At 73.4% G+C, this 20,315-nt stretch carries 17 protein-coding genes and 1 riboswitch; of the genes, 9 read left to right on the top strand and 8 right to left on the bottom strand.

Features of this window, described 5'->3' with window-relative positions:
- The first annotated feature begins 66 nt into the window (after nucleotides 1-66).
- Nucleotides 67-2,508, top strand: a complete 2,442-nt coding sequence (locus AC0680_RS30670; RefSeq protein WP_478635165.1) for a transglutaminase TgpA family protein — start codon at nucleotides 67-69, stop codon at nucleotides 2,506-2,508.
- A 277-nt stretch (nucleotides 2,509-2,785) separates the two neighbouring features.
- Here AC0680_RS30670 and AC0680_RS30675 read toward each other — a convergent pair whose 3' ends face one another.
- From AC0680_RS30675 to AC0680_RS30685, 3 genes are all read right to left on the bottom strand, one after another.
- The gene (locus AC0680_RS30675; protein WP_468981797.1) at nucleotides 2,786-3,199 is read right to left on the bottom strand and encodes a DUF3040 domain-containing protein; all 414 of its coding nucleotides are present in this window, start codon (nucleotides 3,197-3,199) and stop codon (nucleotides 2,786-2,788) included.
- A gap of 259 nt (nucleotides 3,200-3,458) precedes the next feature.
- Nucleotides 3,459-4,214, bottom strand: coding sequence for a methyltransferase (locus AC0680_RS30680; protein ID WP_478635169.1), 756 nt, complete (start codon nucleotides 4,212-4,214; stop codon nucleotides 3,459-3,461).
- A 666-nt stretch (nucleotides 4,215-4,880) separates the two neighbouring features.
- Nucleotides 4,881-5,366 (bottom strand): SAV_6107 family HEPN domain-containing protein, encoded by a 486-nt coding sequence (locus AC0680_RS30685; protein WP_478635171.1) that lies wholly within the window; start codon nucleotides 5,364-5,366, stop codon nucleotides 4,881-4,883.
- A 473-nt stretch (nucleotides 5,367-5,839) separates the two neighbouring features.
- On the opposite strand from AC0680_RS30685, the gene AC0680_RS30690 reads away from it, so the two are divergent.
- The 5 genes from AC0680_RS30690 (at nucleotide 5,840) to AC0680_RS30710 (ending at nucleotide 12,272) form a co-directional block, all read left to right on the top strand.
- Complete coding sequence (locus AC0680_RS30690; protein WP_478635173.1) at nucleotides 5,840-6,808, top strand: ATP-binding cassette domain-containing protein; 969 nt, start codon at nucleotides 5,840-5,842, stop codon at nucleotides 6,806-6,808.
- Nucleotides 6,780-8,987 (top strand): YhgE/Pip family protein, encoded by a 2,208-nt coding sequence (locus AC0680_RS30695; RefSeq protein WP_478635176.1) that lies wholly within the window; start codon nucleotides 6,780-6,782, stop codon nucleotides 8,985-8,987. The genes AC0680_RS30690 and AC0680_RS30695 overlap by 29 nt, the downstream gene beginning before the upstream one ends.
- 35 nt (nucleotides 8,988-9,022) lie before the next feature.
- A complete protein-coding gene (locus AC0680_RS30700; RefSeq protein ID WP_384490767.1) occupies nucleotides 9,023-9,637 on the top strand; it encodes a TetR/AcrR family transcriptional regulator in 615 nt (204 codons plus the stop codon).
- A 418-nt stretch (nucleotides 9,638-10,055) separates the two neighbouring features.
- Nucleotides 10,056-10,676 (top strand): DUF4126 domain-containing protein, encoded by a 621-nt coding sequence (locus AC0680_RS30705; RefSeq protein ID WP_478635180.1) that lies wholly within the window; start codon nucleotides 10,056-10,058, stop codon nucleotides 10,674-10,676.
- Between the two features lie 78 nt (nucleotides 10,677-10,754).
- Entirely contained in the window at nucleotides 10,755-12,272 is a 1,518-nt protein-coding gene (locus tag AC0680_RS30710; protein WP_478635182.1) for a phytoene desaturase family protein, read from the top strand.
- Nucleotides 12,273-12,388: 116 nt separating this feature from the next.
- Here AC0680_RS30710 and AC0680_RS30715 read toward each other — a convergent pair whose 3' ends face one another.
- From AC0680_RS30715 to AC0680_RS30735, 5 genes are all read right to left on the bottom strand, one after another.
- Nucleotides 12,389-13,555, bottom strand: coding sequence for a hypothetical protein (locus AC0680_RS30715; RefSeq protein WP_478635184.1), 1,167 nt, complete (start codon nucleotides 13,553-13,555; stop codon nucleotides 12,389-12,391).
- 36 nt (nucleotides 13,556-13,591) lie between these two features.
- Nucleotides 13,592-14,509, bottom strand: a complete 918-nt coding sequence (gene metF / locus AC0680_RS30720) for a methylenetetrahydrofolate reductase [NAD(P)H] (RefSeq protein WP_384440777.1) — start codon at nucleotides 14,507-14,509, stop codon at nucleotides 13,592-13,594.
- Between the two features lie 209 nt (nucleotides 14,510-14,718).
- Complete coding sequence (thiE, locus tag AC0680_RS30725) at nucleotides 14,719-15,366, bottom strand: thiamine phosphate synthase (protein ID WP_384490759.1); 648 nt, start codon at nucleotides 15,364-15,366, stop codon at nucleotides 14,719-14,721.
- Between the two features lie 109 nt (nucleotides 15,367-15,475).
- Nucleotides 15,476-15,841 (bottom strand): Rv2175c family DNA-binding protein, encoded by a 366-nt coding sequence (locus AC0680_RS30730; RefSeq protein ID WP_384440771.1) that lies wholly within the window; start codon nucleotides 15,839-15,841, stop codon nucleotides 15,476-15,478.
- Nucleotides 15,842-16,028: 187 nt separating this feature from the next.
- Nucleotides 16,029-17,270, bottom strand: a complete 1,242-nt coding sequence (locus AC0680_RS30735) for an NAD(P)/FAD-dependent oxidoreductase (RefSeq protein ID WP_478635190.1) — start codon at nucleotides 17,268-17,270, stop codon at nucleotides 16,029-16,031.
- 224 nt (nucleotides 17,271-17,494) lie between these two features.
- Nucleotides 17,495-17,607, top strand: a riboswitch (TPP riboswitch).
- On the opposite strand from AC0680_RS30735, the gene thiO reads away from it, so the two are divergent.
- The 3 genes from thiO (at nucleotide 17,605) to AC0680_RS30750 (ending at nucleotide 19,907) form a co-directional block, all read left to right on the top strand.
- Nucleotides 17,605-18,843: a glycine oxidase ThiO gene (gene thiO / locus AC0680_RS30740; protein WP_478635191.1), complete on the top strand. Its 1,239-nt coding sequence runs from the start codon at nucleotides 17,605-17,607 to the stop codon at nucleotides 18,841-18,843. It overlaps the preceding riboswitch by 3 nt.
- Entirely contained in the window at nucleotides 18,840-19,055 is a 216-nt protein-coding gene (gene thiS, locus AC0680_RS30745) for a sulfur carrier protein ThiS (RefSeq protein WP_384440763.1), read from the top strand. The genes thiO and thiS overlap by 4 nt, the downstream gene beginning before the upstream one ends.
- Before the next feature lie 111 nt (nucleotides 19,056-19,166).
- Nucleotides 19,167-19,907, top strand: coding sequence for a thiazole synthase (locus AC0680_RS30750; RefSeq protein ID WP_478635277.1), 741 nt, complete (start codon nucleotides 19,167-19,169; stop codon nucleotides 19,905-19,907).
- Nucleotides 19,908-20,315 lie beyond the last annotated feature (408 nt).

The following is a 20,315-nucleotide window of genomic DNA, read 5'->3' on the forward strand; positions in this document are numbered from 1 at the left end:
GAGCTGGGCGTTGGCGCACGACCGCGGGGCATACGGATGCCGCCCCGGACGATGCGGGGGACGGGCATGAGCGGCCGGGCGCGGCTGGCGCTGACCGCGGCGGTGGCCACCCTGTGTGCCGCCTGCGCGCTGCTGCCGCTGGTCGAACCGGTCGGCTGGATGTTCCAGGCGGCGTTGCTGCTGGCGTTCATGACGGGCACGGGGGCGGCGGCCCGCCGGGTCCCCCTCGCCAGACCGCTGACCATCGGCGTCCAGGCCCTGGTGGCCGTCCTGCTGCTGACCTTCCTCTTCGCCCCGAGCGAGGCGATCCTCGGACTGCTGCCGGGCCCGGACGCCCTCACGGAGTTCGGCCGGCTGCTGCGCAACGGCGTCCAGGACGTCGGCCGGTACGCCATCCCCGCCCCCGTCACCCCCGGCATCCGGCTGCTGCTGATCGCCGGTGTCCTGGTGATCGGCCTGATCGTCGACGCGCTGGCGGTCACCTACCGCAGCGCCGCGCCCGCCGGGCTGCCGCTGCTCGCGCTGTACTCGGTAGCGGCCGGGCTGACCCAGGGGGGCGCGGGCTGGCTGTGGTTCCTGCTCGCGGCGGCCGGCTATCTGCTGCTCCTGCTGGCCGAGGGCCGCGACCGGCTCTCCCAGTGGGGCCGGGTGTTCGGCGGCCCGGCTGCCGGAGCGGACCGGCCCGGCGGCCGGGGCCTCGCCGCGGGGGTGGGCCAAGCCGCGCTGGCCCCGGTCCGTACGGGCCACCGGATCGGGGCCCTGGTACTGGGCATCGCGCTGGTGGTGCCCGCCGCGCTGCCCTCCCTCGGCGGCGGGCTGCTCGGCCGCACCGGCAGCGGCGCCGGCCCCGGCGGCGGTGGCGGCACGATCTCCGCGGTGAACCCGCTGGTGTCGCTGCAGGACAGCCTCAACCAACCCGAGGACAAGGAGGTCCTCAACTACCGCACCACCGCGGCCGACACCCGCGATCTGTATCTGCGGATCGTCGCCCTCGACCAGTTCGACGGCACGACCTGGAAGCCGTCGGAGCGGACGGTCACCGACGTCCCCGAGCGGCTACCGCAACCAACCGGCCTCAGCCCCGCGGTCGACCTGAACCGGATCAACACCTCCATCTCCACCGCGCAGTGGTACGCCCAGAACTGGCTGCCGCTCCCCTTCCCCGCCTCCAAGGTGGACATCTCCGGCCGCTGGCGCTACGAACCCCAGGGCCGCACGCTCGTCGGCGACCGCGGACAGAACACCCGCGGCCTGCAGTACCAGGTCGAGAGCCTTCAGGTGCGGCCCACGTCCCGTCAGCTGGCCGGCGCCCCGGCGCCGCCCGCGGACCTGCTGCGCGAGTACACCAAGGTCCCGGGCTCCCTCCCCGAGGTCGTACGGACCACCGCCCGTCAGGTCACCAAGGGCGCACCGACCGCGTACGCCAGGGCCGTCAAGCTCCAGGACTGGTTCGCGCTCTACGGCGGGTTCAGCTACAACACCGACGTCCGCGCCGGCAGCGGCTCCCAGGCCATAGCGCGCTTCCTGCGGGACAAGGAAGGCTTCTGCGTCCACTTCTCGTTCTCGATGGCGGCGATGGCCCGCACGCTGGGCATCCCCTCCCGGGTCGCGGTCGGATTCACCCCGGGCACCAAACAGCCCGACGGCACGACATCGGTCAGCCTCAAGGACGCGCACGCCTGGCCCGAGCTGTACTTCCAGGGCATCGGCTGGACCCGCTTCGAGCCGACCCCGAGCCGGGGCACCATCCCGGACTACGCCTACCCCGACACCTCGGACACGGCCGACCCCGGCGCCCCGGCGCCCGCGCCCTCCCGGCCCGAGGCCTCTCCCGACACCCCGTCGGCGGAGCCCTCGTGCGGCCCCGGCGAGCAGCCGTCCGGTGCGGGCTCGGGATGCACGGCACTGCCCGCGGAGTCCGGCGCCCGTCCGTCCGACGGCGGCCCCTCCCCCTGGGCGGTGGCCGGCATCGCGCTGGCCGCGCTGCTCGTCCTGGTGCTGCCCGTGATCCCGCTGCTGTGGCGGCTGCGGATCCGCTCCGGGCGGCTGTCGGGCGGCGCCCCGGGCCGGGACGGTACGGCGGGCGTTCTCGCCGCCTGGCAGGAGCTGCTCGACACCGCCTGGGACTTCGGCATCCTGCCGGACGAGTCGCTGACGCCGCGCAAGGCGGCCGCGCGGATCATTCGCGTCGGGGAACTGCAACCGGAGCCTGCCGCGGCCGCGCATCGCGTCGCGGCCGCCGTCGAGCAGGTCCTGTACGCCCCGCGGCCCCAGCCGGCATCCGGCCTCGCCCCGGACGTACAGCAGGTGCGGGCCGGGTTGCAGACCGGCGCGACACGTGGCATACGGCTGCGCGCCCGGCTCGCCCCGCGCTCCGCGGCCCGCCTCCGGTGGGCCTGCGCCGCCCGCTGGGCGTCCCTGACGCTCCGATGCCGCACCAGCCGCCCGGTCACCTCGGCGCGGCGTGCGCTGGCCGCCCTACGGCCGGGACGCCGGCGGCGGGCATGACGCAGGAGCAGTGAGCAGTAGCAGTAGCAGTAGCAGTAGCAGTAGCAGTAGCAGTGATCAGACAGGAGCAATGAGCGTGATCAGAAGGGTGCGCTCAGACAGACGAGGCCGAGTTCAGACGGCGTGAGCGGCACGAAAAGCGCTGTGGCCGCCCGGTCCCGCCGGGCGGCCACAGCATCAGGAAGAACTGAAGAACCACAGCACTACAAAGAAAAACAGCACTACGAAAAGGGCGAGATCCAGGCCGGTTGGGCTGCCGGACTCGGGACGTCAGGCGTCAGTGACCCTGCTGCTCGTCCCGGCGCCGCTGCCAGCGGTCCTCGATGCGGTTCATCATCGAGCGCCGCTGCCTGGTCTGACGGCGTGCCGCTGCACCCGCGCCACCTCCGGCACCCGCACCGGCCTGCTGCTCACCGGGCTTGGGAGCCTTGCGCCATCCGGTGACCGCCAGCACCGCACAGCCGAGCATGACGAGGAAGCCCACCACGCTGATCCAGATCTGCTGCGCGACCATGCCGGCCATGAGCAGGGCGATACCCACCAGGAAGCCCGCGACCGCTTGGTAGACCCGTCGCCGGGTGTACGTACGCAGCCCGCTTCCCTCAAGCGCTGTCGCGAACTTGGGATCTTCGGCGTACAGCGCTCGCTCCATTTGCTCGAGCATGCGCTGCTCGTGCTCCGAGAGCGGCACGGAGTCCTCCTACTCGTCGGTCGCGGGGGGCGACCGGGGTGCGACCCTTTCAGGATAGGCAGGGATTCGCCCCCGTGAAACCCGCCCCTCGACGCCAATTCACTGTCCGGGCCGCCGCAGCGGCCGGTGGTGATGCTGCCTGCATTCCCCACCCGCCTGTCCGTCATGCCGGAACGTCGTACCCCGATCATACGGGGCGAAGGGGCTGATCGGGTGGCCTGTGGCCGACTGCACGCGGTAGCCGGCCGTACCGTGCGGGTCAGTCGCGCTCCGCGAGGACGTGCAGCTGCGTGGCCACGGAGTGGAACGCGGGCTGCTCGGCGGCGGCCGCCTCCAGCTTCAGCAACGCGTCCATGGCGCCCGGCTCGGTGTCGACCAGCACCCCGGGGACCAGGTCGGCGAAGACCCGCACGCCGTGCACCGCGCCGACCTCCAGGCCCGTGGCGGCGATCAGTTCGGTGAGCTGGTCGGCAGTGAACCGGCGGGGCATCGGGTCGCCCTCGCCCCAGCGGCCGGCGGGGTCCGTGAGGGCCTGGTGGGCTTCGGTGAAGTGGCCGGCGAGGGCGCGGGCGAGGACGGCGCCGCCCAGGCCGGCCGCGAGCAGGCTGAGAGTGCCGGCCGGGCGCAGCGCGTCGACGACGTTGCGGATGCCCTCCGCCGGGTCGTCGACGTACTCCAGCACGCCGTGGCAGAGCACGGCGTCGTAGCCGCCGCGCTCGACGACGTCGAACAGGCCGTGGGCGTCGCCCTGTACGGCACGTACCCGGTCCGCCACGCCCGCCTCCGCGGCGCGGCGCTCCAGGGCGAAGAGGGCGTTGGGGCTGGGGTCGACGACGGTGACGCGGTGGCCGAGGCGGGCGACCGGCACGGCGAAGTTGCCGGAGCCGCCGCCGGTGTCGAGGACGTCCAGGGCGTCGCGCCCGGTTGCCTTGACCCGGCGCTCCAGGGCGTCCTTGAGGACGTCCCAGACCACGGCGGTACGAAGGGATGCGCGCGGGCGCAGCGGGTCAGACACGGCGGGTGGCTCCTCGGCGGGGGCATGAACATCTAGGCGTCCACCACCCTATTCCGTCCCACGCCATCCGCCGATTGCGGAGCCGAACGGATTGCGCGAGGCGTGATCGTTATGCGGGGCGTGATCGCTGATGGAGCGGTCACGCAGGGGTGGTCGCACGGAGGGATCGCGGGCGGCGCCGCATGGTGGGGCGCCGTCACGGGGCGCCGTCGCGTGGGGGGCGGTCGGCCCCGTCACGGGGTGCCAACGCAGGCGGGTGGTCGGCGCCGCCACGGGGCGCCAACGCACGGGGGGGGCGGGTGGTCGCTGGGGCGGAAGGCTGGGGGCGGAGGAGGGCTGGGGCGGAGGGCTGGAACCCAGGCGTCCCATGGGTGACGCCTGGGTCCGGGGAAGCCGCAGGAGGCCGACCCGAGAGAGCCGCGCGGGCCGAAAAGGGCCGTGCGGGCCGAAGAGAGCCGCGGGGGCCGAAGGGAGCCGCGGGGGCCGAAGAGGGCCGCAAAAGGCGGCAAAAGGCCGCAGGCAGAGGGTGGGGCAGGATGGCGGCCCACTCTCCCTCTCCCCCTCCCTCCCCCTCCCCCCCCGGGCCCCTCCCCCGCCCCACCCCTCCCCGCCTCTCCCGGAGATCTCGGCCCCGGTCCGGCTCTCCCTACCTCTCTTCCCCTCCCCTTACCCCGCCCGCTGGGGCGGCAGGGACGGCTGGAGGAGCAGCATGCGCTCCACCAGGCGCAGGAACATCGCGGCATCGCGCAGGAGATCGTCGGCATCGCGGCGGCTGGCCGCACCGGCTATGCCGGCCTCGGCCTTGGCCCGGCGGGCGGCTCCGGCGGCGAACAGAGCACTCCACTCCGCGAGTTCGGGGGCGACCTCGGGCAGGACCTCCCAGGCGCTGCGGATACGCTGCCTACGCCGAACCGTGGTCTCCGGACGGCCGCGGACGGCGAGGACCGCGGCCGCGGTGCGCAGCGCGGCCAGATGGGCCGTGGCGAACCGCTCGTTGGGGGTTTCCAGGGTCTGGGCTTCGTCGAGGCCGTGCTGGGCCTGGGCGAGCAGGTCGAGGGCGGCGGGTGGTGCGGTGGCCCGCCGCAGGACGGGGTGGACATCGCTCGGGGGACCGTACGCAGCGGAGCTGCCCCCGTTGGGACGAGCTGCCATGACGAACCTCCTGTCGTCGCATGCCGGTTGGGACCGAATGCTGATTCGGACCGTATGACCCCATCGTGAGGTACACCACTGACAATCGCCCCTGACCTGCTCTTTCGTTGGAAACGGGAAGGTTTTCGCCCGGGGCGCACACTCCCACCGAAGTCCCGCCCAAAGTCCCGCTCGAAGTCCCGCTCGAAGTCCCGCCCGGAATCCCGATCGGAGCCCCGACCCGAGTCCCGGCCAAACTGCGCCCGAGCCGCGGCACGACTCCCGGCCGAAGCCCGACCGGCCTCCCCGTCCGCCTCGCCACGAAAGGCCGTTCCGGGCACGTCGACGCATCCCGGTCGAATCCGGGTGGAATTCGGATCGAATCCGGGTGGAATCCGGGTGCGATCCCGGCGGATTGCCAACACCCCCTTGCGGAACGGGGGGTGGAATGCCCATAGTGATTTGAACTGACTGGTCAGTTCAAGGGAGGGATCGTGGACAGCACCCCGCACGGGGCGGCGGTCACGGCCGCGGGATTCGGGGTCGAGGGCCCCCGCGGTTGGGCGTTCAGGGACATCGACATCACCGCCGGGCCCGGCTCGCTGATCGCCGTGCAGGGCCCTTCGGGCTCGGGCCGTACGTGTCTGCTGCTCGCGCTCACCGGGCGGATGAAGCCGGCCGCGGGCACCGCCGAGGTCGGCGGGTTGCCGTTGCCGAAGAAGATGGCCGCGGTCCGGTCCGTGTCCGCGCTCGCCCATGTGCCGGGCGTCGCCGAGCTTGATCCCTCTCTCACTGTAGGCGAGCATCTGCGCGAACGCGCCCTGTTGCAGGGCAGGTTCGGCGGTTCGCTGCGTGCGCTGCTGCGGCCCCGACGGGAGCGCAGGGCCGAGGCCCGCGCGCTGGTGGACGGTGCGCTCAAGGCGGCCGGCCTCGATCTGGAGACGCTGCCCAAGGGAATCCGTACCTCCGTGCGCGACCTGGAGCGGCTGGAGGCACTGCGGCTGTCCGTGGCGCTGGCGCTGATCGGCGGCCCGCGGCTGCTCGCCGTCGACGACACCGATCTGAAGCTGTCCGACGAGGAGCGTGCGGCGGCCTGGACGATGCTGCGCGATCTGGCGGCGGCCGGGACGACGGTGCTCGCGGTGTGCAGCGAGCCCCCCGAGGGCGGCGAGGGTGTGGTGCTGGTGGGTACGGGCGGCCGCCCGGAGCAGGCCACCCCTGAGGGCGGCCAGCGCGAACAGCCCGCACAGGGCAAGCACGACCAGCAAGCCTCGCAGGATAGCCAGGACAAGCAGGACAAGCGCGACGAGCACTCCCCGCGGGGAGAGCACGACGAGCACCCCGCGCAGAACGGGCACGACGAGCATCCCGCGCGGAACGGGCACGACGAGAGCCCCGCACAGGACGAGCAGGACGACGAGGAGGGGGCGGCCGATGCGCTCGCCGAAGCTGGCCGCGCTTGAGCTGAAGCGGTTCGGGAGGGGGAAGCTGCCGCGCGCCGCGCTGGCGGCGCTCCTGCTACTGCCGCTGCTGTACGGCGCGCTGTACCTGTGGTCCTTCTGGGACCCGTACGGGCGGCTGGACAAGATACCGGTCGCGCTGGTCAACGCGGACAAGGGCGCGGACGTCGGCGGGAAACGGATCTCGGCGGGCGACGGCATCGTCGACGGGCTGGCCGACAGCCACACCTTCGACTGGCGCCCGGTGGACGCCGAGGAGGCCGCCAGGGGCGTCGAGGACGGTACGTACTACCTGTCGCTGTCGATCCCGGAGGACTTCAGCCGGCGGATCGCCTCCAGTTCCGGTGACCACCCGGAGACCGGCGCCCTCAGGGTGCGGACGAACGACGCGAACAACTACATCGTCGGGCAGATCTCCCGGACGGTGTTCTCCGAGGTGCGTGCGGCGGCCTCGAAGAAGGCGTCCCGCACCTTCTTCGACAAGATCTTCGTCTCGTTCTCGACCCTGCACGACAAGACCCAGGAGGCCGCGGACGGCGCCGGCCGCCTCCGGGACGGCATCGGGCAGGCGAAGGACGGCGCGGGCAAACTGGCCGACGGGCTGGGCACCGCGAAGAACGGCAGCGGACGACTCGTCACCGGTCTGGGCGACCTCGACGCGGGCGCCGGGCGGCTCTCCCAGGGCAGCTCCGACCTGGCGCGGGGAGCCGGTACGGCGGCCGACGGGTCGCGCCAACTGGCCGACGGCTCCCGGCAGGTGGCCGACGGCACCCAGCAGCTGGCCGACACCGTCAACCGCATCGACCGCAAGGTGGGGCCCTTCGTCCGGGCGCACGGCAAGGAGATCGGCGAGGTGGCGCAGCTCGTCGCGGACGGTTCGCAGGCGGTCCGCGACCACCTGGGCGCGCTCCCGGCGGCGGCCTCCACAGGGGCGAAGCTCTCCCGGGGGATCTCCGACCACCTGGCGAGGTACTACCACTCGCGCTGTGAGAGCGGCATCACCCTGGAGACCTCCTGCGACGAGCTGAAGCAGCTCAGGGACGACGCGGCCGCCGCGGCGGACAAGGCCGAGGAGATCAGCGGGTACGTGCACGACCAGAAGAACCTGGACCGGCTGGACCGGGACCTGGCCGCCCTGCACGACCTGGCGAGCGAGTTGGCGAAGCACGGACCGACGCTCGGCGCCGACATGGACGCCGCGGTCAAGAAGATCAACGACCTCAACGACGGCGCGCACAAGGTGGCCACGGGCGCCCACCGACTGGCCGCCGGGAACGCCCAACTGGCCGCCGGTGCGGGCAAGCTCGACGACGGGGCCCACCAACTGCACGACGGCACGGGTCGGGCCGCCTCCGGTATGGGCGACCTGGACGCGGGCGTGGGCAGGCTGAAGAGCGGCGCGCACACCCTGGACGGCGGGCTGTTCAAGCTCTCCGACGGCTCGCGGAAGCTGGCCGGCGGGCTGCACGACGGAGTGAAGCAGATCCCCGACTACGGCAAGAAGGACCGCGACGCACGCACCCTGGTCATGTCCGACCCGGTGCAGCTCGCCTCGGACTCCGCCCACAAGGCGCCGAACTACGGCACCGGGTTCGCCCCGTACTTCATCCCGCTGTCGCTGTGGGTGGGCGCCATGGTGGCGTACATGCTGATCCAGCCGCTCAACCGGCGGGCACTGGCGATGGGCGCGTCCTCCTGGCGGGTGGCGGTCTCCGGCTGGCTGCCGGTGGTCGGCGTGGGGGTGCTGCAGACCGCGGCCCTGATGTCCGTACTGCACTTCGCGCTGGGCCTGGAGATGGCCCGGGCGGGCGGCACGATCGGCTTCCTGGTGCTGGTCACGGCCTGTTTCTCGGCGATCGTGCAGTGGCTCAACGCGCAGTTCGGGCCGGCCGGCCGGATCCTGGTGCTGGCGCTGCTGATGCTCCAGCTGACCTCGGCGGGCGGTACCTACCCGGTGCAGACCAGCCCCGGCTTCTTCGGCGCCATCCACCCGTATCTGCCGATGAGTTACATCGTGGAGGGGCTGCGCCGGCTGATCACGGGCGGTGATCTCGCGCCCGTATGGCAGGGCAGTGCGGTGCTGCTGGCGTTCACCGCCGGGGCACTGGTGCTGACGTCCCTGACGGCGCGCGGCCGCCAGGTGGTGCGGATGAAGGACCTGCATCCGGAGCTGAGCCTGTGAGCACGCACCCGATGGGGAACGGCACAATCGCCTCCATGGACAGCTCCACTACACGCCGCGACGCCACTCGGCGCAAACTCTTCGAGGCCGCGGTCACGCTCATCGCCGAACAGGGCTTCTCCTCCACCACGGTGGACGAGATCGCCGAGCGGGCGGGCGTCGCGAAGGGCACCGTCTACTACAACTTCGCGAGCAAGAACGTTCTCTTCGAGGAGCTGCTGCGGCACGGCATCGAGCTGCTGGCGACCTCCCTGCAGGCGGCCGCCGAGGAGGTGGCGGACCGGGGCGGCACCCGGATCGACGCGCTGGACGCGATGATCCGGGCCGGGCTGGACTTCATCTCCCGCTACCCGGCGCTCACCCAGCTCTACGTCGCCGAGCTGTGGCGCACCAACCGGGCCTGGCAGTCGACGCTGATGGTGGTGCGCGAGCGGGCCATCACGGTGGTGGAGGACGTGCTGCGGGAGGCGGTGGCCAACGAGGAGCTGAGCGAGGAGATCGACATCCCGCTGACGGCCTCGGCGCTGTTCGGGATGGTGCTGGTGGCCGCCCTGGACTGGCAGTCCTACCAGCCGGACCGGTCGATCGACGAGGTGCACGCCGCGCTGTCGCGGCTGCTCCAGGGGCGGGTCAGCGGCCCTCCCTCGTAGCGGGCGGAGGCAGGCCGTGCCCCTGGGCGGTCGGCGATCTCCTGGGCGCCGGGAGAGAAGTGCGCGCCGTCGTGGTCAGGAACGGCGCGCACCCTTTCTCCCCCGTGGGCCCGCACGAAAGAGTGCGTTGCCCTGGCACGAATCGTTCCCCCGCCGATCCGACCAGGACAGCGCTTCCCCCGTGCTCCCCCGTGGAGCCCCCGTGCCCCCCGTACTTCCCCCGTGTCCCCCCGTCACGTCCGGGAGCCGCGCCGCTCCGCCGCCCCGTGTCGGCGGTGCGGCGCCGCTTCCCTTCCGTGGCGCATACTCTTCCGTCTTGGCGGGTTCCGGCCCATCCGCGTACCTACTCATCTGGGCGTCTGAGTACGGATACTCAAAGCTGAGCACCGGCCCCCAGTGGGGGCCTACGATCTGCGGCGTGTCCGTACTTCCCTTGGTTTTCACCAGTGGCTGGGCGAGCGGGATCAACGCCTACGCCGTCGTCCTGCTCTTCGGCCTGCTCGGCACGGCCGGCGTCACCGATGAGGTGCCCGCGGCGCTGCAGCGCCCCGATGTGCTGATCGTGGCCGGGGTGCTCTTCGTGTGCGAGGCCGTCGCCGACAAGGTCCCGTACGTGGACTCGGTATGGGACGCCGTGCACACGGTGATCCGGCCGATCTCCGGTGGCGTGGTGGCGGCCCTGCTGGCCGGCCACGACGGTTCGCTGCCCGAGCTGGCGGCGGGTGCGGTGGGCGGCACCACGGCGCTGCTGAGCCATCTGGTCAAGGCGGGCGCGCGGATCGCGGTCAACACCTCGCCGGAGCCGGCCAGCAACATCGTGCTGAGCCTGCTGGAGGATCTCGGCGTCGCCGGCCTCATCGCGTTCGCGGTCTTCCATCCGGTGGCCGCGGCGGTCATCGCGGCGGTGCTGCTGGCGGCGGGCATCGCGCTGGTGGTCCTGCTCTGGTCGCGGATCCGCCGGTTCCTGCGGCGCCGGCGGGCGCGGCGCGAGGAGAAGCGGCTGGCCGCGGCGGGCCAGGCGGTGCCGCCGGCGGGCTGAGCGCGGCCCGCCCCGTGCGGGCCTTCTGGGGCACCGGCGGCGCGGGCGTTGTCGGTGGCGCCGGATAAAGTCGCAGGCATGGCACGGATTGCGGTGATCGGCGCCGGGATGGGCGCGATGGCAGCCGCCGCCCGGCTGGCCGTCGCGGGCCACCAGGTGGCGGTGTTCGAGCGCGGCGCGACGCACGGCGGCGCGGTACGGCGGCTGGAGCGGGACGGCTTCTCCTTCGACACGGGGCCGGGCCTGCTGCATCTGCCGGCCGTCTACCGCGACCTGTTCCTCAAGACCGGCCGTGAGCCGCTGGAGAGCTGCGTCGAGCTCTCCCAGGTCGACCCCGCGAGCCGCCATGTCTTCGCCGACGGCACGGCCGTGTCGCTGCCCAACGCCTCGCGGGCCGGCGTCCTGGCGGCCCTGGACGAGGCGCTGGGCGCGGGCGCCGGTGAGCGCTGGAGCGCGCTGGTGGGCCGCGCCCGCGAGGCCTGGGACGCCACCCGGCGGCCGCTCCTGGAGGAGCCGCTGTGGCAGGAGTGGCGGGTGCTGGGGCGCGATCCGTATCCGGCGGTGCGCAGGCGCGGGCTGTTCGGGCGCGGCAAGGGCCCCACGACCGCCACGCTCGCCGAGGTCGCCCGCCGTGAGCTGGCCGACCCCCGGCTGATCGCGCTGCTGGAGAGCCATGCGCTGGCGTACGGTTTCGACCCGCGCAGCGCCCCGGCGAGCGCGGCCGTGCTGCCGTACATGGAGCAGACCTTCGGGAGTTGGTACGCGCGCGGCGGCATGCGGGCGCTTGCCGACGCGCTGTACGAGCGCTGCCTGGCGCGCAAGGTGGAGTTCGCCTTCGGCGCGGAGGTGACCCGGATCGTCGAGAAGGACGGCAGGGCGACGGGTGTCGAGCTGGCCGACGGGCAGACCGCACCGGCCGAGTTCGTGGTCGCCGGTATCGATCCGGCCCGGCTGCCGGCGCTCCTCGACGGGCGCGAGCCGTACGGCCCGGACGACGTACGGCCGCCGGCCGGGCCCGGTGATCACGCGACGGGCCGGCTCACGGTCTGTCTGGCGCTGCGCGGAGCGCGCGAGGCGGGTGCCGTCCATCGGACCGTGGTGCATGCCGCGGACCGTGCGGCGGAGCTGGCGGGTGTGTTCGGCGACGGCGACGGTCCGCGGCCGCCCTGCGCGCGGCCGACGGTGACCGTGCTGCGCCCGGACGATGCCGCCACCCGGCCCGACGACGGCCATGAGGCCGTGACCCTCACCGCGACCGTCGCCCCGCCCGGCCCGGACGGCCGGCTGGAGGGGGCGGCCGCCGAGGCGGCCGCGGACCGGCTGGCGGAGGTCGCCGGGGCGGCGGTGCCGGGGCTGCGGGAGCGGGTGCTGTGGCGCGAGGTGCTGCCGCCGGCGGAGGACGCGCTGGTACCGGGCCCGGCGCTGGCCGGCAGGGACGGGCGCTTTCTGCGGCCCGGCAACCGCACCCGGATACCGGGGCTCTACGCGGTCGGTGGCTGGTCGCACCCGGGCGGCGGGCTGGCGCACTCCGGGATGTCCGGCGCGCTGGTCGCGGGCCTGATCGTGAACGGCGACGACTGGCACGGCTCCACCTGAGCGTGGTGACGGCGCCGGGGCGAGCGGTGCGGGCCTGACGGCGGCCGGGTGCGGGCCCGACGGCGGGCCGTGGCCGGCAGGAAGCCGTCGCCGCGCTCCCCTGCGGCCCGTGCGGATCAGTAGCGGTAGGGCTGCCCGTCGTACCCCTGCTGCTGGTACGGCGGGTAGGGCGGCTGCTCGGGCGGGAGTTCGCCGTCGCGCTGCTGCGGGACCCAGACCCCGCCGGGCGGTGTCCCGCCGTAGCCCTGGCCGGACTGCCCGCCCTGCCCGTCGTACTGCTGCGCGCCGTAGGACGGCTGGGCGTACGGGTCCTGCTGCTCGTAGGGGTCGTAGGTGCCGGAGTACTGCTGGGCGCCGGTGTAGGGGTCGGAGTAGGGCGCCTGGCCCTGGCCGGCGCCGTCTCCGTAGGCCGCGTAGGGGTCGGCGTAGGCGTCCTGGCCGGCCGCGGTCTGGCCGTAACCGCCGCCGTACGCATAGCCGTTGCCGTCGCTGCTCCCGCTGTCGGCGCCGGTGCCGGTGCCGGTGCCGGTGCCGTAGGCGTCGTAGCCGCCGTAGCCGGGCTGCGGGGTGCGGGCGTCAGGGCTGTAGATGCCGTACTGGCCGGTCTCGTCGGGCATCGGCTGCGGGGCGTAGACGGTGGCGGCGTCGGCCCGCGCGTAGTCGTCCTGTCCGTCGTACTGCTGGGCGCCGTAGGACGGGCCGTCGTAGGACGGCGCGGGGAAGGCCTGGGTGGCGAAGACGCTCTGGTCCTGCGGGTCCTGGTACGGGTCCTGGCCGCGGTAGCCGCCGTCGGCCGGGTAGCCGTCGGCCTGGTAGTCGTACGAGCCCTGTCCGGCGTAGGTGTCCTGGCTCTGGAAGCCGCCCGTGCTCTGGAAGCCGCCGGTGCTCTCGAAGGTGTCCGGGCCCCCGTCGACGCCCCGGCCGGGGCCGTCGGTGGGCTCCGCCGCCTCCAAGTCGGAGACCTGCAGGGTCGGTTCGGCGGCGGGCGCGCCCGCCGCACGGCCCCGTCGGCGGCGGCTGGCGCCGGGCTTGCCGCCCAGCGCCCAGCCGGTGGTGAAGCCTCGCTTGAAGGAGAGCGTCACATTGACCTGGCCGACGGCGAACGCGGCCAGGCCCACCCCGATCACGATCACCGAGGGGATGATGACGCCGACGACCACACCGAGGAAGCCGGTGAAGGCGAGCAGCCGCCAGCGCAGCCGGGCCTTGTACTGGAGCAGTACCTCACCCAGCAGCCACAGGGCGACCAGGCCGAACGCGATATAGAGGACCGTCCAGCCCATATACGCCCTACTTCCGCCGTTCGCCGGCCACCGTGATCAGGACTGCTGGTGCAGCCCCAGATTCTCGTAGATTTCCAGGGTCGCCGTGGAGTGGTTCAGGGTAATGAAGTGCAACCCGGGAACGCCCTCGGCCATCAAGCGCGCACACAGATCCGTCGCGTACTCGATCCCGATGGAGCGTACCGCCGCCGGGTCGTCCTTGACGGCGAGGATGCGCTCGGCCAGCTCGGGCGGGAACGCGGCATTGCTGAGCTGGGCGAACCGCTCGATCTGGCGGACGTTCGTGACCGGCATGATCTCCGGAATGATGGGCGTCGAGCAACCCGCCGCGGCAACCCGGTCCCGCAGCCGGAGGTAGTCCTCGGGGTAGAAGAACATCTGGGTGATGGCGAAGTCCGCGCCGGCCCGGCACTTGTCGACGAAGTGGGCGACGTCGGTGTCCCAGTCCGTCGAGCGCGGGTGCATCTCGGGGAAGGCGGCGACGCCGACGCAGAAGTCGCCGGACTCCTTGATCAGCCGGACCAGGTCGGCGGCGTAGGCGAGGCCGTCGGGGTGCCTGACCCACTCCCCCATCGGGTCGCCGGGCGGGTCGCCGCGCAGCGCGAGCATATTGCGGATCCCGGCGTCGGCGTACTGGCCGATGATGTTGCGGAGGTCCGCCGTCGAGTGGTTGACCGCGGTCAGATGGGCGACCGGGGTGAGGGTGGTGTCGGTGGCGATGCGCTCGGTGGCGCGCACCGTTCCGTCACGGGAGGTGCCGCCGGCGCCGTATGTCACCGAGACGAACGTCGGGGCGACGGCCTCGATCCGACGAATGGCGTTCCACAGGGTCCGCTCACCCTTCTCGGTCTTCGGGGCGGCGAACTCGAACGAGTATGACTGCTTGCCGGAAGCCAGCAGTTCGCGCACGGTGCGTGCGCGATCAGTCCTGGTGGAAGCTGTACCTAGGGCCATACCGGCAGGTTAACCACGGGCCGGGCACACACCAACCGTCATCGACGTTTTGCCTGGTTGGTCGGCTTCGTGTCCACTGATTGGACATTTTCCGGCCTCCTGGACGTCCGATTCACGCCCCCGTCGCCCCCGTGCCCCGGCTCTCCGGAGCACGAGCGGGGGGGTCCCCCAGGCCCGGCCACGACCGGCCACGACCCGTCGGACAGGCCCTAGTCCCAGCCGCGGACACGCTTGGCCAGCGCTGCGGCCGCCGCGCCCGGATCGTCGGCCTCCGTGATGGCGCGGACCACCACGACCCGGCGGGCGCCCGCCCGGAGCACCTCGTCCAGATTGCCGGCGTCGATCCCGCCGATCGCGAACCAGGGGCGCTGCGGAGCGCGCGCCGCGGTGTAGCGGACCAGGTCGAGGCCGGGGGCGTGGCGGCCCGGCTTCGTGGGCGTGGGCCAGCACGGGCCCGTGCAGAAGTAGTCCACCCCGGGCTCGGCGATCGCGGCGTCCACCTCGGCCTCGGCGTGGGTGGAGCGACCTATGAGGACGTCCGCGCCGAGGACGGCGCGGGCGGCCGGGACCGGCAGATCGCCCTGCCCGAGGTGCAGCACATCGCTGCCGATCGCATGGGCGACGTCCGCGCGGTCGTTGACCGCGAGCAGTTTTCCGTGCCGGCGGCAGGCGTCCGCGAAGACCTCCAGGTGGCGGAGCTCCTCGCCGGCCTCCATGCCCTTGTCGCGCAGCTGGACGATGTCGACGCCGGAGGCGAGCACCGCGTCCAGGAACCGGGGAAGGTCGCCCTGGGCCCTGCGGGCGTCCGTGCAGAGGTAGAGCCGGGCGTCGGACAGGGCCTGTCGTGCGGTGGTCATCGGGCGGCTTCCCCCCAGGTCGGGGGTGTACGGGCCGGACCCTCCGGCCCGTACACCCCTTAGATGTGGTTACGGATGCTGGTGCGGTTGCTGACGAGCGCCGGGCGCGTCAGACGGCGAGCGCCTGGGCCCGGCGCTTCACCTCCGTGCCGCGATTCTCGCGCAGCGCCTGCGCCGGGGTTCCGGGGAGGGTCTCATCCGCGGTGAACAGCCACTCCAGCATCTCCTCGTCGGTGAAGCCGTCGTCCTTGAGGAGCGTGAGCGTGCCGACGAGGCCCTTGACCACCTTGTCGTCCTTGATGAAATCGGCGGGTACCTGCAGCACCCTGTTCTCGCCGCGGCGCACCGCGATCAGCTGGCCCTCCTTGACCAGCTGCCGGACACGGGTCACCTCGACGCCGAGCTTTTCGGCGATGTCGGGGAGGGTGAGCCAGGCGGGGACGAGTCCATCGATGTTTGCGTCAATCTCGGTCACAGGACAAGCCTGCCACCTCGCACTGACAGTCGGTAGCCGGGCATCGCCATCAGGGGCCACCGGCACACCGGAGGGTGACGACACGCCTGTCGACACGGCCGTCGGCACACCTGCCGGCGGGCCCCTCGGCGCGCTCCGCGCCCGCCGCACCCGTCCGGCGGACCGGAACCCGGCTACGCGCTACGCCCTACTGCGCCGCGGCCTTCAGCGGCACGGCGGCGTTCGCGGCCCGGTCCCGGTCGAGGCTGACGCCCCGCTCGATGAGCTTGCGCCCCTGGGCGAGGTCCCTCGGCCGTCCCACTGCCAGCAACGCGACGAGCCGTCCGCCCCGCAGCCAGATCACCGACCAGGCGGCCTGGGCCGGGTCACCGCGCCAGACCAGTTCGTCGGCGTCGCCGTGATGGCCCGCGTACTGCACGAACCGGCCGAACTGCTCGGACCAGAAGTACGGGACGGGGTCGTAGACCATCCCCTCCGCCTCCCCGCGGGCGATGTTCTCGGCGACCGTACGGGGGCCCTGGAGGGCGTTGTCCCAGTGGTGGATCAGCAGACGGCTGCCGTAACGGGCCGACGGGAAGGAGGCGCAGTCGCCGACCGCGTACACATCGGGCACGGAGGTGCGCAGCCGGTCGTCGGCGAGCACGGAGCCGTCCTCGGAGGACACCTCGACGCCGGAGCCGGCCAGCCAGGCGGTGGCGGGCCGGGCACCGATCCCGACGACCACGGCGTCGGCGGGCAGCGTGGCGCCGTCCTCGAGGGTGACCATGCCGGCGGTGACGGCCGCGACCCGGACGCCGGTACGCAGCTCGGCGCCGGCGTCCGCGTACCAGCCGGCCATATGGGCGGCGACCTCGGCGGGCAGCGCACCGGCCAGCGGGCGGTCGGCGGCCTCGACGACGGTGACCGCGCAGCCCGCCTCGCGCGCCGCGGTGGCGAACTCGGCGCCGATCCAGCCCGCCCCGACGACCACGATCTCGTGCTGGGCGGCGAGCACCGGGCGCAGCCGCTCGGCGTCGTCGAGGGTGCGCAGCAGGTGGACGCCGGGCAGGCCCTCGCTGCCGGGCAGCGTGATCGGGTCGGCACCGGTCGCGATCACCGCGTAGTCGTAGGCGACCGGGCCCCGGACCGTCTCGACCCGGTGGGCGTCCGGCACCAGGGCGGTGACCCGGCGGTCGAGGTGGAGCTCGATGTCGAGCGCGGCGAAGTCCACGTCGAAGGCGGAGCCGTCCGCCTTGCCCAGCAGCACCGCCTTGGACAGCGGGGGGCGGTCGTAGGGCTGGTGGGGCTCGTCGCCGAGCAGCGTGATCGCGCCGCGCCACCCCTGTTCGCGCAGGGCGACCGCGGTCTGCACGCCCGCGATTCCGGCGCCGACGATCACGACGCGCGGCGGGTGGCCGGGAGACTGGGAGGATGTGCTCTGCTCGCTCACCCGATCACTCTAGGACGGTGTGCGACGCCGCCCGCAGCACCGCGCGACGAGATCTCTGACACAGCGTCATGACCGCGCCCAAGGGGGCCGCGCCCCGCCCCGCGGGCTCCGGGGACGGCACGCCCACGCACGCGCCGCCGGTGCCGCGCCCCCGACGGCCGCGGCCCCCGCGTACACCGACCGTTCCCTTACCCGGACTCGCGCCCCGTATTAGGGTGACGGCTACACGCACTCGCGGGAGCCCGGACGCACCGGGCTGAGAGGGAGGCTGGCCGGCCTCCGACCGTACGAACCTGATCCGGGTCATGCCGGCGAAGGGAGGGGCTGGACGCCCATGCATCCATCTGCCACACCATCGAAACCAGTCACCGGGCACCCTGATGTGCTCGTCATCGGGGGCGGCATCATCGGCCTGGTCACCGCCTGGCGGGCGGCCGGCCGCGGGCTGACCGTCACGGTGGCCGACCCGGCGCCCGGTGGCGGCGCGGCCCACGTCGCGGCCGGAATGCTGGCCGCGGTCACCGAGCTCCACTACGGCGAGCAGACCCTGCTGGCCCTCAATCTCGACTCGGCGCGGCGCTACCCGCGGTTCACCGAGGAGCTGGAGGAGGCGGCCGGGACGTCGATCGGCTACCGGCGGTGCGGCACCCTGGCCGTCGCGCTGGACGCCGACGACCGCGCCCACCTGCGTGAACTGCACGCCCTGCAGATCCGCTCGGGCCTGGACTCGCAGTGGCTCACGGGCCGCGAGTGCCGCCGCCTGGAGCCGATGCTGGCCCCCGGCGTACGCGGCGGCCTGCGGGTCGACGGCGACCACCAGGTCGATCCGCGGCGGCTGGCGAGCGCCCTGCTGGTGGCCTGCGAACGGGCGGGGGTGGTCCTGCACCGGAGCCGGGTCGAGCGGCTGACCTTCGACGGCGGTCGCGCCTCGGGCGCCGAACTCGCCGACGGCACACGGCTGTCGGCCGGTCAGACCGTGCTCGCGGCGGGCAGCCACATCGGTCGTCTGACCGGGATCCCCGACGAGGTGCTGCCGCCGGTCCGGCCGGTCAAGGGGCAGGTGCTGCGGCTGCGGCTGCCGGACGTGCCCGCCGGGTCCCCGGCCTTCCTGTCGCGCACCGTACGGGCCGTCGTCCGCGGCAACCCCCTCTACCTGGTGCCGCGGGAGAACGGCGAGCTGGTCGTCGGCGCCACCATGGAGGAGCTGGGCTGGGACACCACCGTCACCGCGGGCGGGGTCTACGAGCTGCTGCGGGACGCCCACGAGCTGGTCCCCGGCATCACCGAGCTGCCGCTGGTGGAGACCAGCGCCGGGCTGCGCCCCACCTCCCCCGACAACGCGCCGCTCCTCGGGCCGACCGCGCTGCCCGGCCTCCACCTGGCCACCGGCCACTTCCGCAACGGGGTCCTGCTGACGCCGGTCACCGGTGACGTGATGGCCGAGGTGCTGGCCACCGGGAACCTCCCCGACGAGGCCCTTCCCTTCACCCCCGCACGCTTCTCCCGTGGCGGGACCCTCACCGCCGCCGCGGGGCCCGCGCGCGCCCGCTTCCTGGAGGACCAGCCCGTATGAGCAGCGCCAGCGTGTCCGTGTCGGTCAACGGCGAGGCCCGCGAGATCCCCGGCGGGCTCACCCTCGACCGGCTCGTCGCGACCCTGTCCGCGGCGCCCACCGGGGTGGCCGCGGCACTCAACGAAGTCGTGGTGCCGCGCACCCAGTGGCCCACCACCCCGCTCGCCGAAGGCGACCGCGTCGAGGTGCTCACCGCGGTCCAGGGAGGCTGATCCGCAGACATGACCGATACCGCAGTGTCCCGAGGGGCGGCCCCCGCCCCGTCCGCCGCCGGCCCCGACCCCCTCACCATCGCCGGCACCACCTTCGGGTCCCGTCTGATCATGGGGACCGGCGGGGTGCCCAGCCTCGACGTCCTGGAGCGCGCGCTGCTCGCCTCCGGAACGGAGCTGACGACGGTCGCCATGCGGCGGCTGGACCCGACCGTGCAGGGCTCGGTGCTGTCCGTACTGGAACGGCACGAGATCCAGGTGCTGCCCAATACGGCGGGCTGCTTCACCGCGGGCGAGGCGGTGCTCACCGCCCGGCTCGCCCGGGAGGCGCTCGGCACCGACTGGGTCAAGCTGGAGGTCGTCGCCGACGAGCGCACCCTGCTGCCCGATCCGATCGAGCTGCTGGACGCCGCCGAGACCCTGGTGGACGACGGTTTCACCGTGCTGCCCTATACGAACGACGATCCGGTGCTGGCCCGCAAACTGGAGGACGTGGGCTGCGCCGCGATCATGCCGCTGGGCTCGCCGATCGGCTCCGGTCTGGGCATCCGCAACCCGCACAACTTCCAGCTGATCACCGAACGGGCCGGCGTCCCGGTGATCCTGGACGCCGGCGCGGGCACCGCCTCGGACGCCGCCCTCGCCATGGAGCTGGGCTGCGCTGCGGTGATGCTGGCCTCCGCGGTGACCCGCGCCCAGGAACCGGAGCTGATGGCCGAGGCGATGCGCCACGCGGTGGCCTCGGGCCGGCTGGCCTATAGGGCGGGCCGGATACCGCGCCGGCACTTCGCACTGGCGTCCTCCCCTACGGGGGGCGTGGCGGAACTGGATCCGGAGAGGCCGGCCTTTTAGCCCCTCCGCTACCTGTCCGCTGCGCTTGGCTGGCTTCCCACGTTGTCGGCTGTCCCGCCGTGCGTGTTGTTCGCCGTTTCGCCTGCGGCGGGCGTGGTGTTTTCGGGTGCGGCCCCCTGGTGCCGTCCCGCCGCTTCGCCTGCGGCGGGCGTGGTGTTTTCGGGTGCGGTGACAGCCCTACGGACTCCGTCCTACGGTCTGTCCCCTCCCGTGGGTGGGTGGGAAGACGGGCCGGTGGGGGCTGGCCCCCTCACTCGACTACCTGCACACGAGGGCTGACGTACATCCCCACGGTCTTCTCCCACCCACAACGGGAGGTGACGGGCCGGAGGGGGGGGGGGGTGGGGGGGGGGGGGGGGGGGGGCCGGGGACCCCGCCCCCCCAGCCATCCCCCGGCCCCCACAAACC

It is taken from the genome of Streptomyces sp. NPDC043738 (genome assembly GCF_056436545.1).